We start from the raw sequence: 13,760 nt of genomic DNA on the forward strand, positions 1-13,760 counted from the left end.
GCCCGTAACAGCGAAAGGCCGGCATAAAGCCGGCCTCGTCGGTCCACCATCAAAGACGGTTATTTGCAGTTCTGAATTTCGTTGAGCGCTGCAGTCACGCCCGAAAGCGAAAATGTATAGGTGGTGTTGGTGCCGCGCCGCGACGTGGCCCTGACCGTCATGGACGATCCGGCGCGCATGGCGCTGACCAGAGCCGGTTCCTCGGCGGCGTTTTCGACCCACGCTGAATCACCCTTGGTGAACAGGGTGTAGTTCTTGCCGTCAACATTGACCGTAACCTTGGACTCTTCCTTCAGCGGGTAGCCCATCATTGCCTGCGGTTCGTAGCTGACATTCTGCCCCGGACGCTGGGAGATCAGGAAGAAGATGTCTCCGTGATTGACGTTTGACGGCTCCTTGCGGGTCGGCAGCGACAGGATGTAGCAGACCTTGCCGTTCGGTGCGTTGTAGGAATAAGCACCCCAGGCGTTGAACTGGCTGATGCGGGACGGCGACTGTGCCGCAGCGGCGCCGGCCATCACGATCGACAGTATGAGGGCGGGCACGAATTTCTTCAAAACCATAATAGACCTACCGGTTGTCTCCATTGCCTTCATGGAAGGCCATGCCTTGAACACGCTTGTTTGGCAACAATTTGACTCAATTTGCGCAAAATTGGGTTACCAAACCGTCAACAGGGAGCCGTAATCGACGACAAAGGTCGGCGCAGGACGAGTTACGGAACGCTCCGATACTCAACTCTTTATATACGATATCTCACGTGATGAACTAAAATTGCTGCGCTTCGGACCGTCAAGTTTTCGCACTGCCGTCTTCGTCTTCTCCCGCGAGAGCGGCGCGCGCCGCTGCATAGTGGGCCGGCGTGATGTGCGCACGCACCGTCGCAAGCACCGCCGCCAGAACCGCAACGTCGTCGGAAAAGCCCACGAAGGCCAGAAAATCGGGAATGCCGTCCAGCGGCAGAACGAAATAGGCGAGGGCCGCGAGCAGGATGCCCCGCACGCGATTGGGCGTCTTCAGGTCCAGTGCACAGAAATAGGCGGCCGCGACGTCTTCCATGAACGGGACCTGGCGTGCCGCTCGGCGGGCGGTCTTCCAGAACCGGTCGCGTACGCGGCGCTCGCGATCCTGCCTGGTATCTTCATCGCCCGGTTCAAGAATTTCGCCAATTTTGACGTAGTCCATAGGCCGCTCCTCCTGATGCGACGGTCAGGCCAAGGATATGGTCGTTCACAAGGCGTTGTTCAAGAACATTTGTCTGATTGTGATCACGCCAAAGGCCCGCCGTCGTTCGGTTTATGGCCTTTGCCGGACGGAAATCGGGCCCGGTGAGCCCGATCCGTATTTTGGCGGCGAAGGAGGATCTGAAAACCGCCTATCGGATGCTTTTCAACAGCTGCGGCGCCATTTGCGACCGCATCACCTAGACAGACTGAAGCTTTGATACAGGAATCGCACGGTCGGATGCGACATTGCCGGTCATTGTTGTCTGCGCCATGGTGATGTTGACGAGATGCACTTCATCATCGGCCACTGGCATGTGCTCGACGCCGCGCGGGACAACCAGCATCTCGCCCTCAGCCACCTTGATGTCCCGATCGCGGAAACGGACGGTCAGGGAGCCCTTGATGACGATGAAAAGCTCGTCCTCCTCGTCGTGGGCGTGCCAGACAAACTCGCCCTTCAGCTTGGCGAGGCGTATATGCTGTCCGTTCGATTGTGCGGCGATATGGGGCTGCCAGTAATCCCCTATCAGCGCGAATTTCTCTTCGAGGTTGATCTTTTCCATGTCCGGAACTCCCTTTGAGCCGGAAACGTTAGCCGCACTTGTTATTTCATGAAATCTAATTTCAGTTATATATACTATTATGTATCCTAATTTTATGCGTAATCTCGATACCCAGCTTCTGCGTACATTTGCGACGACTGCAGAAACGGGCAGCATGACCCGGACGGCGAGTCTGCTCAATCTGACGCAAGGGGCCGTCAGTCAACACATCAAGCGGCTTGAAGAGCAGTTTGGTCAGCGGCTTTTCAATCGCCGGCGCAGCGGGCTGACCCTCACGCAGGCGGGAGAGCGCCTTGCCGGCCGGGCACGCCGCTTGCTTCAAATCAATGATGAGCTCTGGGTCGATATGACCACGCCATCCTTTGCGGGCCGCGTTGTTCTGGGCGTGCCGATTGATCTGATTTCCGGGCGCCTGCCGTCGATCCTGCGGATGTTCGCCCAGGCCTATCCGGATATCGATATCGATCTTCGGTGCGGAACCTCGCCGGAATTGCGGACGCAGTTTGAAGCCGGCGACATCGATATCGCGTTAATGGAGGAGTGCGCCGTCCGGCCGTTTGGAGATCTGCTCTATCGCGACCGACTGGTTTGGGCCGGCGCCGGAGACGGGCGCGCCGCGTATGCCGATCCGCTGCCCCTGTCGCTGGTCAGCCAATCCTGCGCTTTCCGAAGACATGTGATCGATGCACTGGTCAGCTCCGGCCGCCGCTGGAAATGTGTCTATGAGAGCAACAACCTCGATGCGACGATTGCGATGATGCGCATGGATCTGGCTGTTGGAAGCTTTCTTGAGTCGTCCATGCCGGACAAACTTGCCCGCGTCGGCAAGTCCGCCGGTCTTCCCGACCTGCCGATGTTCAGTGTGACGTTGTCCGTGCGTGCTGCATCGGGCGGCCATCCGGCGGCGGCCCTTGCACGTTTTCTGCAAAAGGGACTGTCAGCCACTCACCCGAGTGCCGGGTCCGAAGGCTGAGCAGCCTCACTCATCCTTTGGAAACAGTGTGTTGGACTTGCCAACGACACCCATGGAAACGACCAGAATGCGAACGGGACCGGTTCCAAGGTTCTTGCCGTTGTGCAGCGTGCCGACTGCTTCCATGACCGCTTGCCCCTTACGGTAGGTCTTTTCGACTCCGCCCGGATAGCTGACGGTCAATTCGCCATCGAGGATGTAGCCATAGGTTGGAACGGGATGGAAATGGATGCCGGTTTCCTCGCCGGGCATCATGGTCACGATTGCGGACGTTACCTTGGCTTCGCCCTTTGGATAGGCATGGGGCTGCCCAAGAACCGTTGTGGTTGTGTCAAGCAGTGGGACAACGCGCTCATAATTGTCCTTCGCACTCGCCGGGACGGCAAGCGCCGCAGTGATTGCAAACAGGGCAATAAAGGCTCGTGCTTTGGGCCAGGCGGTCATGGTGCACTCCATCGTGAGCCGCACACCTTGGTCAGAGCATGCCTCCGGATGAGTTCGATGTCGCATGGATCGGTGCTTGCTGGGGCTGTGCGGCAATCAGCGGATAGGCTTCTTCGGTCACATAGGGGCCGCCTCCGACGGATTCGCGCGATGACAGCACGACAAAACGCGAAACCGTGAACGGATCGGTGCGGAAGTTGCTGCGGGCCGAAAGATACTCCACCACGTCGTCAACGCGTGCGCCTCTCAGGCGGGCCAGTGTGACATGCGGCGTAAATTTACGCGGATCGGCTTTGAGCCGAAGCCGCTGGCATATGCGCTCGATCTCGGCCTGAAGCGCGATCAGGTCGGGCGAGGCGGAAACGCCGGCCCAAAGTGAATGCGGCTTTCTCGAGCCGAAAGAGCCCATGCCAATCAGCGACAATGAGAACTCCGGCCTGTGGACCCGATCCAGCGCATGGACGAGTTCGTCGGCTGTCGGTGCGTCAACATCGCCGATAAAGCGCAGGGTGATGTGGTAGTTTTCTACATCGATCCATCGGGCGCCGTGCAAACCGCCACGCAGGAGCGACAAGCTGAGTGCAGCGTCACGCGGAATCTCGAGGGCAACAAACAAACGCGGCATGGTAGCCTCCCCGATTCGTATGCAGGTCCAGCGAATCACGAGTGCCGGTCAAGGGCAAGTCCCGTGATCACTTAAAGTGGATAATCCCGCAAATTGCGTCCTAAGTAACCAAAATCATTCGTGATTTGTTGTGATCGATCCGTCGTCAACTGCCGTTTTTCTCGCGGACCGCGGCGATCAGCTCTTCCGCATAAGGCAGGAAACGCGCCACCATGACATCAACGCCCTTGGCGTTCGGATGCATTCCGTCACCAATATCGAGGCCGGTTTCAGCGGCGACGCCGTCCAGAAAGAAGGGATAAAGCGGCACGCCATGCTGCCTGGACAACTCCGGATAGATGCGGTTGAAGGCCTCGGCATAATCGGCACCCATATTCGGCGGTGAAAGCATTCCGACCAGCAGCACAGCAATGCCGCGCTCCTTCAGCCTTGTAATCATCGCCTCGATATTCGCGCGGGTCTGATCGGGGCCGATGCCGCGCAGGGCGTCATTGGCGCCCAGCTCCACCAGCACCGCGTCCGTTCCATCAGGCACCGACCAGTCAAGACGCGCCAATCCGCCGCTTGAGGTGTCGCCGGAGACGCCGGCATTGGTGACGCTGATATCATAACCCTTATCGACAAGCGCCTGCTCGAGCTTTGACGGAAAGGCGTCGGCGGGCGGTAGCTCGTAGCCTGCCATGAGGCTGTCTCCGAGACCGACAATGCTGACTGTTTCAGCCCGGACCGTTGCGGATGCAAGCAGTATCATGCTGCAAAAAATCGCGAAAATTTGAACTGCCGCTTTAATTTTCATGGGACGCTTCCTATTTCCCTGTGAATGCCCGGGGAGGACCGGCTGATATACTGCTTTCCACAAATATAGCGAGCCGTTGCTTTGACAAAACCCATCATCGAACTGAAAAAGGCCGATTTGACGTTAGGCGACGGCGCATCGTCGGTCCATGTGCTCAAAGGTATCGATCTCACCGTTGGTTCAGGCGAGTCGGTTGGCATTGTCGGTCCATCCGGGTCCGGCAAGTCGACGCTGCTGATGGTTCTTGCCGGACTTGAGAAGATCGATTCGGGTGAAATTCATATCGCCGGCAACCCGATCCATTCGATGAGCGAGGATGAAGTTGCCGATTTCCGTGGCCGCAATGTGGGCATTGTGTTCCAGTCTTTCCATCTCATTCCCAACATGACGGCGCTGGAGAATGTCGCCGTGCCGCTGGAGCTTGCCGGTCGTTCCGACGCGTTTGCGATTGCCCGAGAGGAACTGGCGGCTGTCGGACTGGCGGAGCGGTTGACCCATTACCCCGGCGAGCTTTCGGGCGGCGAGCAACAGCGTGTTGCCATTGCACGGGCCCTTGCCCCGTCTCCTGCCATGCTGATTGCCGACGAGCCGACAGGCAACCTCGACACGGAAACCGGACAGCAGATCGCCGACCTTTTGTTTGCCCAGCGGGAAGAGCGTGGAATGACGCTGCTTCTGGTGACCCACGACAACAAGCTGGCGGATCGTTGCGAACGCCAGATCCGGGTGAGGTCGGGCGAAATCCTGCGCGAGGACGATCTCAGCGGACAAGAGGCGGAAGTCGCGTGAGCAACAGTCCGGCCTATCAACGCATGCACGGCGCAGATCTGAAACTGGCCCTGCGGCTGGCGCTGCGCGAAATGCGCGGCGGACTGTCCGGATTTTACATATTCCTGGCCTGTATCGCACTGGGCACGGCGGCCATTGCCGGTGTGAACTCCGTCTCACGCTCCATCACCTCGGCCATCACGGAAGAGGGGCAGGTGATCCTTGGCGCCGATATCCGGTTTGAGCTGCAAAACAGGCAGGCCAACGAGGCTGAACTGGCCTTTCTCGACGATCAGGGCGATATGACCGTCACAACCGGGCTGCGCTCCATGACGCGGCTGCCGGACGGATCGGATCAGACCCTCGTCGAGGCCAAGGCGGTCGATGGGCGTTACCCGCTCTATGGGGAATTGCAGACGACACCGCAACTCGGATTTGAAGAGCTTTACGGTGAAAGTGACGGCCGTTTTGGCGCTGCCGTCGCACCGCTTCTGCTCGAACGGCTGGAGATTTCGCTCGGCGATACAGTGCTTCTCGGCAATGCGCAGTTTGAGGTCCGTGCGGTGATTGACAGCGAACCGGACGCGCTGTCCGACGGGTTCGGTTTTGCGCCGCGCCTCATCATGTCGGATGCAGGCCTTGATGCGGCGGGCCTGATCCAGATCGGCAGCCTTGTCGAATATGCCTACAAGATCCGGCTTGAACCGGGCGCCCCGGACTCAGCCATCAGGCAGTTGCGGGCCAGTGCCGACGAGGCTTTTCCGTCCGCCGGATGGTCGGTACGCAGCAGAAGCAATGCAGCACCGGCGCTCACCGCCAATATTGTGCGGTTTTCACAATTCCTCACTTTGGTGGGCCTGACGGCGCTGATCGTCGGAGGTGTCGGCGTTGCCAATGCGGTGCGCGCCTATCTCGATTCCAAACGCGGCGTTATCGCGACCTTCAAATGTCTTGGAGCCTCCGGCGGATTTGTCTTTTCCGTCTATCTCGTTCAGATTCTCATCATAGCGACAATCGGTATCGCGGCAGGTCTGGTGCTGGGCGCTCTGATGCCGATCCTCGCCAGCGCCGCGCTTGCCGGCATATTGCCGGTGTCGTCCGATACGGTCGTTTATCCCGACGCTCTGCTGCTGGCCGCTGTTTTCGGATATCTGACGGCGCTGGCCTTTGCGCTTCTGCCGCTCGGCAGGTCGCGCGATGTCCCTGCGACGGCGCTTTTCCGTGAGCAGGGTTTCGATGCGCATGGCCTGCCGCGCAAACGCTACCTGTTGGCCGCTGCCGTGCTGATCGCCGCCCTGATGGCGCTTGCCATCGGAACGTCCTACGACCGGTTTATCGCCAGCGTTTTTCTTGGTGCCATCGCCATTGCCTTCGTCGTTTTGCGGCTGGTTTCCGGGCTGATCGAAGCGCTTGCGAGACGGGCGCCGAATGTCAAATCCACAGCCCTGCGGCTGGCTATCGGCAACATTCACCGTCCCGGCGCGCTAACGCCATCGGTTGTGCTGTCGCTGGGGCTGGGCCTTGCCTTGCTGGTTACGCTGGCGCTGATCGACGGAAATCTGCGACGTGAGATCAGCGGCAGTCTTCCGGAACGGGCGCCGAATTTCTTTTTTGTCGACATCCAGAGCACCGAAGTCGACGCGTTCAGCGATCTGGTTGAGGAGGTGGCGCCGGGTAGCAAGATCGTGCGCGTGCCGATGCTGCGCGGCCGGATCCTTGAGTTCAACGGTGTGGATGTGCGTGAAATCGATGTACCGGTGGAGGGTGCGTGGGTGCTGCGCGGCGACCGCGGCATCACCTATGCGAAAAACATTCCTGAAAGCTCAAAGCTTACGGAAGGCGAATGGTGGGCGCCGGACTATTCCGGCGAGCCGCTGGTCTCCTTCTCCGCCGAGGAGGCCGGCGAACTCGGCCTCAAACTGGGTGATCTTGTGACCGTCAATGTCCTCGGCCGTAACGTGACGGCCCGGATCGCCAATTTCCGTGACGTGGAGTGGGAATCGCTGTCGATCAACTTTGTCATGGTGTTTTCGCCCAATACTTTTGCCGGGGCGCCGCATGCGTGGCTGGCGACCCTTACCGATCCGGAGACCGGCCCCATGGATGAGGGAGAGGTTTTGCGGGCGGTCACGAACACCTTCCCGACGGTGACCAGCGTCCGCGTCAAGGATGCGCTTGATGTGGTCAACCGCATCGTCGGCCAATTGGCAACTGCTATCCGCGCTGCGGCGGCCGTGGCGCTGGTGGCGTCTGTCCTTGTCCTTGCCGGTGCGCTGGCTGCCGGCAACCGGGCCCGGGCGCATGATGCTGTGGTGCTCAAGACGCTGGGTGCGACCCGGAACACGCTGATCAGGGCTTTTTCCTACGAATACATGATCCTCGGCCTTGCGACGGCTGTGTTCGCGCTGTTCGCCGGAGGCGTTGCAGCCTGGTTTGTCGTGTCGCGAATTATGACACTGCCATCGCAGTTCCTGCCGGATGTTGCGGTCATAACGGTGGTCGCGGCGCTGATTGTGACAGTGGGCATCGGGCTTGCAGGCACGTGGCGTGTGCTTGGCCAAAAAGCCGCGCCGATATTGCGCAATCTGTAGGTTTTACCGTGCCTGTTGATGGGATTTGGCGTTAACGGATCGTTGATTGTGCGACCAAACGTCCGGAAAATCGTACACGCAGGCCTTGTCGTCGGCTCTTTGATTCATCATATTCAGTGAAACTATGCCCGTCTCGAGCTGAATCGGGCAGGCTTTTGCACGAAACGAGGCTATTCGAGAGGTAAATATGGCAGATCTTCGTGATTACCAGGTACGCGCTCAGCATGCTGGCGCGCAAGCTGGTGCTGCTATTGATGAGGGCCTGCGGTCCTACATGCTTCGGGTCTACAACCTGATGGCAATGGGTCTGGCAATTACTGGTGTTGCCGCATACGGAACGTCGATAATGGCGGTAACCGGTGGATCGCTTGCCGATGGAGGCACGCTGACGTCCTTCGGAACGGCTCTTTATGCAAGCCCGCTGAAATGGGTTGTCATGCTGGCGCCGCTTGCGATGGTCTTTTTCCTGAGCTTTCGCGTCAACAAGATGAGTGTTGGTGCTGCCCAGACCACATTCTGGGTCTTCGCTGCGTTGATGGGACTGTCCCTGTCATCGATCTTTTTGGTATTTACCGGTGAAAGCATCGTACGCACGTTCTTCATCACAGCCGCAACCTTCGGCGCGCTGTCGCTTTGGGGCTACACCACCAAACGCGACCTGTCGGGCATGGGATCGTTCCTGTTCATGGGACTGATCGGCATCATCATTGCGATGATCGTCAATATCTTCCTGGGATCGACGGCACTACAGTTCGCCATTTCCGTGATCGGCGTGCTGGTGTTTGCGGGCCTCACCGCCTACGACACGCAGCAGATCAAAGAAATGTACTATGAAGGCGACGGCACAGCGGTTGCCGGCCGCAAGGCCATCATGGGCGCGCTGCGGCTCTATCTCGACTTCATCAACCTGTTCATGTTCCTGCTCCAGTTCCTCGGGAACCGGGAATAGGATTAAAGACAGTCAAACGGAAAGGCGGTCTTCGGGCCGCCTTTTTTGTTGAAAAGGACAGCTTCCTTGTTCATAGGGAAAGCATGACCTACACGCTGCGCGATGCAACATTTTCCGACCTTGAAAACATAACCGAAATCTATCGGGACTCCGTTGAAAACGGTGTTGCCACCTATGAGTTGACGCCGCCGAACCTTGAAGAGATGACACGGCGTTTCGAGGCTCTCAAAGAGCAAGGTTACCCCTTTATCGTGGCCGATGACGGCAGGGGCGCACTGTTTGGCTATGCCTATGCGGGTGCGTACCGCACCCGGCCGGCCTACCGCTGGACCGTCGAAGACTCAATCTACCTTCCGCAATCGGCGCGGGGGCGGGGCATAGGCAAGGCTCTGCTTGGTCTACTTGTTGCCCGTTGCGAGGCCCTGGGTTTCCGGCAAATGGTTGCCATTATCGGCGGACCTGAACCGGCTTCAGTTGCCCTCCATGCATCGCTCGGTTTTGAGCATATCGGCACCATGCATGCGACGGGATATAAATTCGGCCGATGGCTGGATACCGCCATCATGCAGATCGCGCTCGGCACGGGGCAGGACACCCATCCCGATCCGGACGCATATCCCGGAACGCTGTTCGGCCCCTAGAACCTGCGCGGGCCGGGTCCCGCCTTATCTGCCGGTTTGCTTCACCTTATCTTTGATGGTTTGTTTGCGGTCATAAGAACCGGTATCGGCAAATCAGGGAGCGAGGCTTTGAGCGAACAATCGATTTGGACGCGGGCACGGCGTTTGTGGGGCTTGCCCCGCAGCAGCAATCCGGCAACCGGTGACGCCGACCACAGATTCGCCGAGGCTGCTCTGGAGCGTCACAAACGCGAGGGCATGGTGCTTGCGTTCAGAACCCGCTTCGCCGCGATGGTGCTCATCGCGGTGATGCTTCCGTTCATCAATTTCAGCATTGAAGTGATCTATTATCAGGCTCTGGCGCTGAGTTTTATACTGATCGGCTGGGCCCAGTTTCGTGTTGCCCGTGTCGGCGTTTCGCGCGCGGAGCTTCTGCTGCTTTGGTGCGACCTTATATTGATGGCGATTGTGCTGCTTGTGCCAAACCCGCTCTCGGACAATGAGTGGCCGCTCGCCATGCAGTACCGCTTCGAGGGTTTCATGTATTTCTATGTGTTGCTGGCGCTTGGCACGCTTGCCTATTCCTGGCGCACCGTGCGCGGCATCGGTGTGATGACCGCGGGCTTGTGGATGATTTCGTTTGGCATCGTCTGGCTGGTTTCGAGTGAGGACGTAGCGCTTACCGAAGCCGTCAATGGCGCGTTCCTGCCGGACGGGGAGATGGCAAGGTTGCTCAATCCCAACAATCTGCTTGCCTATATTCGCGTCCAGGAAGTCATTGTGTTCCTTATCGTGGCGGTGACGCTTTCGGTCACCGTGCGGCGCTACAGTAACCTTCTGATGGGTCATGCGGCGCTGGAACGCGAGCGGGAGAATCTTGCCCGCTATTTTTCGCCCAATGTGGTCGAAGAGCTGTCGCACAATGACGAACCGCTGAAGAAAGTTCGTACGCAGGATATTGCGGTGCTTTTTGTCGATATCGTGGGATTTACCGAATATGCCGCCGACAAAAGCTCCGAGGACGTCATCGGAACGCTGCGTGAGTTTCACCAGCGCATGGAGGAGGAGGTCTTTAGCCACAACGGGACACTGGACAAATATCTCGGCGACGGTCTGATGGCCACATTCGGCACGCCCATCGCCACCGATCGCGACGCTGTGAACGCGCTTCGGTGCGCCCGTTCCATGATGCAATCGATGGCAAGATGGAACCAGGAGCGTAGTCTTGCCGGGGAGCCACCGCTCAGAGCCAGTTTCGGCCTCCATTACGGCCCTGCCGTGCTTGGCGATATCGGCTCGAACCGGCTGGAATTCGCGGTCATCGGCAATACGGTCAACGTTGCGAGCCGGGTTGAGGCGCTGACGCGCGGGTTAACGGCGGAGCTTGCCGCTACCGACGAACTTCTGGAGCGGGTGCGTGAAGAGGATGGCGCCGATGGCGGGCTCGTCTCCGATTTTACGCGTCACGATGACGTCGCCATCAGGGGGCTTGAAAGCGGTGTAACGGTCTGGACGCTTCCGCCGAATACCAATGCGGCAGCCGGTCAGGGCGCGGCCGGCTGATACAAGGCCGGTCAACAGCAATCAGCGAACGAGCTTCGGCTTCTTGTCGAAAACCTTCAGCACCTGCGCAAGATCATGGCCGCGCTTGACGATGATACCGCTGGCGGCAATGACGCTGAACGCGCCTTGCTTGCGGGCAAGCTTGGGGTTCTTCTCGATGCGGAACAGCGGCACTTCGCTGGTGCGGCGGAACACCGAGAAAACCGCCTTGTCCTTCAGGTGATCGATGGCGTAATCACGCCACTCGCCTTCCCCGACCATGCGCGAATAGAGGCGCAGGATGGCGTCTAGCTCACGGCGATGAAATGTTATGGGAAGCTGCTCTTTGTGATTTCGGAATTCTTTAAGATCGACCAGAACCGACGCTGACACGCTCTCTGGTTCACCCGGATTTCCGTCCATGCCTAATCCTTTGTGCCTGCATGATTGCACAGCGTTCTGTGAAAGAACGGTGTCAGTTTGCCAAAAGCAGGAGGAATTGCAAGTCCGCTGCGCCTTGCGCGCCGCCGCGTATCAGGTGCTGCCGCCGTTCATCACAACCGTGGCGCCGATGATCGCTCCTGGAACACCCTTGGATTTCATCGTCTGCAGAAGGATTGCGCAGCCCTTGTAGCCACCGGCGCTCATGACGGACCGCGGAACATCCAGCTCAATGGCTTCGCCTTCCCACATGGCAACGGTCTGGATATCGCGCACGGAGTTCCAGTAGGTCAGTTGCCTGCCGCGGTTCTCGCCACGCTTGACGTCAATGGTGTTCTTCTCGTCGAAATAGACAATGACAACATTCGCCTTTCCCTGACCGGAGCCGATGCTGATCTTGATCTTGTCGCCATCCGTCGATGCCGCGACGGGAACGGTAAGACCGCGTCCGCTGTCGTCAAAGGCGGCGACCTTGTGATTGATGCCGTTTTTGTCGGAACCGTTGATATGGTCACGGCCGTTAACGATTACCTGCGGCGTGTAGACACTCTTGCGGCCGAGCGTCTTGGCATAGCCGTATTGTCTTTCGGTGCTCTGTTTCGAGCTGAGCGTGTCTTCCCAACCAAGGTAATTCCAGTAATCGACATGATAGGCGAGCGCGACAACATCGCCCTGCTCAACCAGTTCTCCCAGAACCGCGTCCGCAGGTGGACAGGAAGAGCATCCCTGGCTCGTGAAGAGTTCGACGACGCCGGCCGGTTTTGTGTCGCCGGCATTGGCAATCTGGCCGGAAAAAACCGAAATCGCGCCAACGGCCATTGCAATATGAAGAAGGGTTTTCAGGGTTTTAGCCATAATGTCGCCTGTCTGCCAATCGCTTCGCCCTTTCCGGCCACGATTGTTCCAATGCCGCTTTAAAACAAGATAGCCCCCATCACAAACTTGTAACGGTGCGGCTGATCAAGATAAAGTCACGTTCCGGTGAAACGCGGCAGACAAAAGCCGCCGGCGCCTTTCGCGTATTCCGTTTTGTCACGCATTGCGGTTGGACTTGAGATAATTGCGCGAACAGGACTGCCAGGCCAATTGAGGGACGTTGGATGCGTAGAATAGTGTTGCCGATGATTGGTCTTATAACGCTGGCAGCGTGTGGGGAAGGCGATAACAGGACGGGCGATATCGAGCCGGTCGTCAGAGGTCTCAAGACCTGTATCGTCGAAGATGTCGAAGACACAACGATCCGCCACTATCCAAGCGTCCTTCAGCCATCGTCGACGACGACGCTCTCCTTTGAGGTGACCGGCCGGCTTCTCCAGGTCAATCTCGATGTCGGCCAAAGCGTCAATGAAGGCGATGTGATTGCGGAGATCGATCCGAAGTCGTTGCAAATTCAGGTCGACAATGCCGAGGCCGCGCTGCGGCAGGCCGAATCCACCGCCCGCAATGCGGAAGAAGACTTCAACCGCAAATCCCAGCTTGTGGATCAGGGTGTGGTGACAAAGGCCGATGCGGATCAATCCCGAACGAATATGGAGACCAGCCAGGCTCAGGTGGTGCAGGCCGCCAAGCAACTTGAGACGGCGAAAGAGAACCTTGACAAATCGGTTCTGAGGGCTCCTTTCAATGGGATCATCAGTTCCGTCGATGTTCAATCCTTCACCAATGTCACTGCAGGCGCTCCGGTCGCGACCATTTATGCGGACGACCGGTTTGAATCCTCATTCACCGTGAGTTTCGATGTGGTCAATCGCATTGCCGTCGGCAAAAACGCTACGGTCCGGCTTGCGGACGATCCGGCAGTAGTCCTGCCCGGACACATCAGCGAGTTGGGTTCCCGGGCCGACAGCGTTTCGGCCTTTCCTGTTGTCGTTACGCTCGATGAGACAAATGAGTTGCTGAAGGCGGGCATGGCCGTTGAAATCACACTGGAGTTTCCGGTGCCGCGTGGCGGCGGTTTCACGCTGCCGCTGACAGTCATGCCGCTTGAAGGCGATTTCAAAGTGCCCGAAGACCCGCAGGAACCGGGTGCGCTCAAGCTCTTCGTCTATGACGATGCGAGCGGCACCGTAAAGCTCAGGGACGTGCTTATCGGCGGACTTCGTGACAATCAGCTCATCGTTGTCGACGGTTTGCAGCCCGGCGACCAGGTCGCTTGCGCCGGCGTGTCCTTCCTGCGCGACGGGATGAAGGTCAAGCCGTTGCAGGGCGACGGGGCATAGGGA

The 13,760-nt window shown here is 58.5% G+C and carries 15 protein-coding genes; 7 read left to right on the top strand and 8 right to left on the bottom strand.

What is annotated here, in order from left to right; all coding sequences use genetic code 11:
- Window positions 1-59: 59 nt before the first annotated feature.
- The 3 genes from OQ273_RS21295 to OQ273_RS21305 form a co-directional block, all read right to left on the bottom strand.
- A complete protein-coding gene (locus OQ273_RS21295) occupies window positions 60-563 on the bottom strand; it encodes an invasion associated locus B family protein (RefSeq protein ID WP_267992932.1) in 504 nt (167 codons plus the stop codon).
- Between the two features lie 229 nt (window positions 564-792).
- The gene (locus OQ273_RS21300) at window positions 793-1,185 is read right to left on the bottom strand and encodes a YkvA family protein (RefSeq protein ID WP_267992933.1); all 393 of its coding nucleotides are present in this window, start codon (window positions 1,183-1,185) and stop codon (window positions 793-795) included.
- Window positions 1,186-1,423: 238 nt separating this feature from the next.
- Window positions 1,424-1,789, bottom strand: a complete 366-nt coding sequence (locus OQ273_RS21305; RefSeq protein ID WP_267992934.1) for a cupin domain-containing protein — start codon at window positions 1,787-1,789, stop codon at window positions 1,424-1,426.
- A gap of 94 nt (window positions 1,790-1,883) precedes the next feature.
- Between OQ273_RS21305 and OQ273_RS21310 the strand changes: the two genes are divergently transcribed.
- Window positions 1,884-2,762, top strand: coding sequence for a LysR family transcriptional regulator (locus OQ273_RS21310; protein WP_267992935.1), 879 nt, complete (start codon window positions 1,884-1,886; stop codon window positions 2,760-2,762).
- Window positions 2,763-2,768: 6 nt separating this feature from the next.
- On the opposite strand, the gene OQ273_RS21315 is transcribed toward OQ273_RS21310, so the two are convergent.
- The 3 genes from OQ273_RS21315 to OQ273_RS21325 all read right to left on the bottom strand — a co-directional run bounded on the left by OQ273_RS21315 (window position 2,769) and on the right by OQ273_RS21325 (window position 4,627).
- Entirely contained in the window at window positions 2,769-3,206 is a 438-nt protein-coding gene (locus OQ273_RS21315; protein WP_267992936.1) for a cupin domain-containing protein, read from the bottom strand.
- Window positions 3,207-3,237: 31 nt separating this feature from the next.
- The gene (gene thpR / locus OQ273_RS21320; protein WP_267992937.1) at window positions 3,238-3,831 is read right to left on the bottom strand and encodes an RNA 2',3'-cyclic phosphodiesterase; all 594 of its coding nucleotides are present in this window, start codon (window positions 3,829-3,831) and stop codon (window positions 3,238-3,240) included.
- 145 nt (window positions 3,832-3,976) lie between these two features.
- Window positions 3,977-4,627 carry an arylesterase gene (locus OQ273_RS21325; RefSeq protein ID WP_267992938.1) on the bottom strand — a complete coding sequence of 217 codons (651 nt, stop codon included), beginning with the start codon at window positions 4,625-4,627 and terminating at the stop codon, window positions 3,977-3,979.
- Window positions 4,628-4,708: 81 nt separating this feature from the next.
- Here OQ273_RS21325 and OQ273_RS21330 point away from each other — a divergent pair, with 81 nt between their 5' ends.
- The 5 genes from OQ273_RS21330 to OQ273_RS21350 all read left to right on the top strand — a co-directional run bounded on the left by OQ273_RS21330 (window position 4,709) and on the right by OQ273_RS21350 (window position 11,118).
- Window positions 4,709-5,416, top strand: coding sequence for an ABC transporter ATP-binding protein (locus tag OQ273_RS21330; RefSeq protein WP_267992939.1), 708 nt, complete (start codon window positions 4,709-4,711; stop codon window positions 5,414-5,416).
- Window positions 5,417-5,439: 23 nt separating this feature from the next.
- The gene (locus OQ273_RS21335) at window positions 5,440-7,986 is read left to right on the top strand and encodes an ABC transporter permease (protein WP_267993174.1); all 2,547 of its coding nucleotides are present in this window, start codon (window positions 5,440-5,442) and stop codon (window positions 7,984-7,986) included.
- A gap of 187 nt (window positions 7,987-8,173) precedes the next feature.
- A complete protein-coding gene (locus tag OQ273_RS21340) occupies window positions 8,174-8,935 on the top strand; it encodes a Bax inhibitor-1/YccA family protein (RefSeq protein ID WP_267992940.1) in 762 nt (253 codons plus the stop codon).
- An 83-nt stretch (window positions 8,936-9,018) separates the two neighbouring features.
- Complete coding sequence (locus OQ273_RS21345; RefSeq protein WP_267992941.1) at window positions 9,019-9,576, top strand: GNAT family N-acetyltransferase; 558 nt, start codon at window positions 9,019-9,021, stop codon at window positions 9,574-9,576.
- A 108-nt stretch (window positions 9,577-9,684) separates the two neighbouring features.
- The gene (locus OQ273_RS21350; protein WP_267992942.1) at window positions 9,685-11,118 is read left to right on the top strand and encodes an adenylate/guanylate cyclase domain-containing protein; all 1,434 of its coding nucleotides are present in this window, start codon (window positions 9,685-9,687) and stop codon (window positions 11,116-11,118) included.
- Window positions 11,119-11,139: 21 nt separating this feature from the next.
- Here the strand turns inward: OQ273_RS21350 and OQ273_RS21355 are convergent, their stop codons facing one another.
- Both OQ273_RS21355 and OQ273_RS21360 read right to left on the bottom strand, forming a co-directional pair.
- Window positions 11,140-11,520 (bottom strand): DUF2794 domain-containing protein, encoded by a 381-nt coding sequence (locus OQ273_RS21355; protein ID WP_267992943.1) that lies wholly within the window; start codon window positions 11,518-11,520, stop codon window positions 11,140-11,142.
- A gap of 111 nt (window positions 11,521-11,631) precedes the next feature.
- Window positions 11,632-12,393: a DUF1223 domain-containing protein gene (locus tag OQ273_RS21360; protein ID WP_267992944.1), complete on the bottom strand. Its 762-nt coding sequence runs from the start codon at window positions 12,391-12,393 to the stop codon at window positions 11,632-11,634.
- A gap of 245 nt (window positions 12,394-12,638) precedes the next feature.
- On the opposite strand from OQ273_RS21360, the gene OQ273_RS21365 reads away from it, so the two are divergent.
- Window positions 12,639-13,757, top strand: coding sequence for an efflux RND transporter periplasmic adaptor subunit (locus OQ273_RS21365; RefSeq protein WP_267992945.1), 1,119 nt, complete (start codon window positions 12,639-12,641; stop codon window positions 13,755-13,757).
- Window positions 13,758-13,760: the final 3 nt, after the last annotated feature.

Origin of the sequence: Hoeflea prorocentri (assembly GCF_027944115.1) — a bacterium.
Lineage (GTDB): Bacteria > Pseudomonadota > Alphaproteobacteria > Rhizobiales > Rhizobiaceae > Hoeflea_A > Hoeflea_A prorocentri.